2 protein-coding genes and 1 pseudogene are annotated in these 2,340 nt (G+C 35.5%); 1 reads left to right on the forward strand and 2 read right to left on the reverse strand.

Annotated features, from left to right (window positions below):
• Positions 1-34 precede the first annotated feature (34 nt).
• Positions 35-202, forward strand: a pseudogene (locus tag HMPREF0083_RS28035) (FAD-dependent oxidoreductase); the annotation flags it as partial.
• A 151-nt stretch (positions 203-353) separates the two neighbouring features.
• Here HMPREF0083_RS28035 and HMPREF0083_RS11695 read toward each other — a convergent pair.
• Both HMPREF0083_RS11695 and HMPREF0083_RS11700 read right to left on the reverse strand, forming a co-directional pair.
• Entirely contained in the window at positions 354-1,181 is an 828-nt protein-coding gene (locus HMPREF0083_RS11695) for a DUF6612 family protein (protein ID WP_021621576.1), read from the reverse strand.
• Positions 1,182-1,956: 775 nt separating this feature from the next.
• Positions 1,957-2,340 (reverse strand): GNAT family N-acetyltransferase (locus tag HMPREF0083_RS11700; RefSeq protein ID WP_021621577.1); only part of this gene is annotated, 384 nt, incomplete at its 5' end.

Consider the following 2,340-nt stretch of genomic DNA (forward strand, 5'->3'; position numbering starts at 1 on the left):
AGTAGTATGTGTCCAAAATTAGGGGGTTAACCCGTTTACAGCCTCTGAACCAGGACAAGAATTAGAGCTATATCCTTATATTCCTACACCAGAGGGAAGGGTACATTTTGCCGGAGAACATACTACACTTACTCATGGATGGATGCAAGGAGCTGTTGAATCTGGAATACGGGTGGCATATGAAGTAAACAACCTACCCTAATCACTACAGTTCTTGGGCTTTAGTATAGAAGACTGTAGCAAGAGGATACCCTTGAGTGGTAATAAAATAAAAAAGACTGTAGATAAACTCGATGAAAACCAAGTTTGTCTACAGTGCTGAAGGAATGGATATAATTCCGTTCCTTTTTTTGTTATCCTGCCACGTTGTTCGGGCTTACTTCCTTCGCATTCTTCTTCACATCGTCCGGAATCGAAAGGTCTTTTAACTCGTTAAACTTGCTCGATGTGCTGTCCATTTTCATCTTCATTTTAGCCGTTTGGCCGTTTTCTCCGATATCCATGTTAAGGTCTAATGAAACTTTTGTTGGATAAAAAGTCTTCTTGTCAATCGTATATCCGAATGAAATTTCGTTGATTTTCATTTTGTCGAATTGCTGTTTTAACGCTTCCGCCTGTTTCGCTTCTAAGTTCTCCGTAATCATTTCTTTTGCGAAATCTTTAACCGAATCACCCTTGCCGGAGAATTTAATTTCATAATTGTCTTTATCCTCATTTAATGAGAGGTCCTTCGCAAATTTTTTCATTTGTTCAATTTTTTTGCTAGGATTCATATTTTCGGTCGCCTTTATTAACTCGGTCGTACCCTCATTTTTCATTTTAACCCATTGATTTTGTGAATTTACATATATTTCGTCTTTCGCTACATACATTTCAAGGTTTATTGGTGTTCCATTATTTTCAGTATTCATTTTTTGATGAACAAGTAATGGATCTAATTGTATTTGTGATGTAATGGTAGATGGCATTTTCATCGTTTGCCCATTAGCTTCCATTTCCATATCCATTTTTGCGGTCATTTCATAGTTTTTCAGTTTCCCTGATGCTTTTTCAACTTCAGAAAGGACTTGTTCGGCGTTTAATTTACCTTTCCCAACCGCGGGTTGGTCGCCTGTCTGACCGCACCCGGACAAAATTAACCCGATTGAAAATACCCCCGCTATAATTGCTTTTTTTAACATTTACTTACCTCCACTTTATTTAGCTTAACTTAACTTACTTACCATATCACGAAAATCGAAAAAAAAATAGTAAGTTTTAAAAAAAATTCCTAATTGGCCCACATAATGGGATATTTTTTCTGTTTGTAGATTAAAAAAACGCCCATATACTCCTAAATATTAATAATTAATAGTAGTTTAGTATATAATCCTGTGTATAAGCTACAAGTAACACTTTAATCAGTATTTCGTGAGTTGTAGAGGGCAGGCGATAAAAGTAAGGGGGAGCGTCCACCAAGTAAGGAGGGGGTTTTTAGATAAAGCTACCTTTGAGGAATAATACTGAAGCTCTGTACACTCATATTTTTCAACAAAAGGTGACCGAGATGCGGTTAATGGGAAAGGACATATATCCATAACTACATTGAAAGCGTGACCTTATATGAACATATAGAATAACTGCTTATAAGTCTCAGAAAAAAGAGTGATGGTATCTTTGAATGTTCTGCCAATGATAAAGATAGCAAGCCCGAACATAAAAATAAAAACAAAAAACTAACGTGGTATTGAAACGTAACAAAAAGCGGATTTTTCTCTAGCGTGAACTGTAACCCGAATAACGGACTTTTTTAGTGTCCATTATTCGAGTTACAGTTCACTCATGGTGATGGAGGAGCTATATTTACTTTACCTTCAATCCTTCATACTTATTACAATTTCTATTTTGCATATAAGATAAAGAAATATGAAATAAGCGATATTATTTACGCTAAAAAAGCGTGTTATTTAGCGGGTTTTACACTTTCAAAACCATTCTTACTGTTTTTAGGATATACCCATCAAAGTTATCGTCAAATTCAGAAACAACTTTGAACCCTTTTGCTTTGTAAAAGGTTGTTCCGATACTATTGTCTTTTTCTACATTTATAAAAATCTCTTTTGCATCTTCTAAGTTTATAATGCCTTCATTCAGTAAAGCTGTTCCTATGCCTTTACCTTGGTGCTCAGGATTTAAATAAATCGCCGTGAGTTCCGTTTCGCCATCTTCTTTTACGGGAGAAAAGTTAGCAAAACCCACAATTTTCCTATCAACTTCTGCAACCCATATAAATGAATTTTCTAATCGTCTTTGCATCATCTCATCACTATAAGCGAATTTTAAGAAGCTTTCCTGAATTTC

The organism is Aneurinibacillus aneurinilyticus ATCC 12856 (genome assembly GCF_000466385.1).
Classification (GTDB): Bacteria; Bacillota; Bacilli; order Aneurinibacillales; family Aneurinibacillaceae; genus Aneurinibacillus; species Aneurinibacillus aneurinilyticus.

Bases quoted from the DNA above. Each gene is read 5' to 3' on its own strand.
- HMPREF0083_RS11695 (WP_021621576.1), bottom strand. From the start codon at position 1,181: ATGTTAAAAAAAGCAATTATAGCGGGGGTATTTTCAATCGGGTTAATT.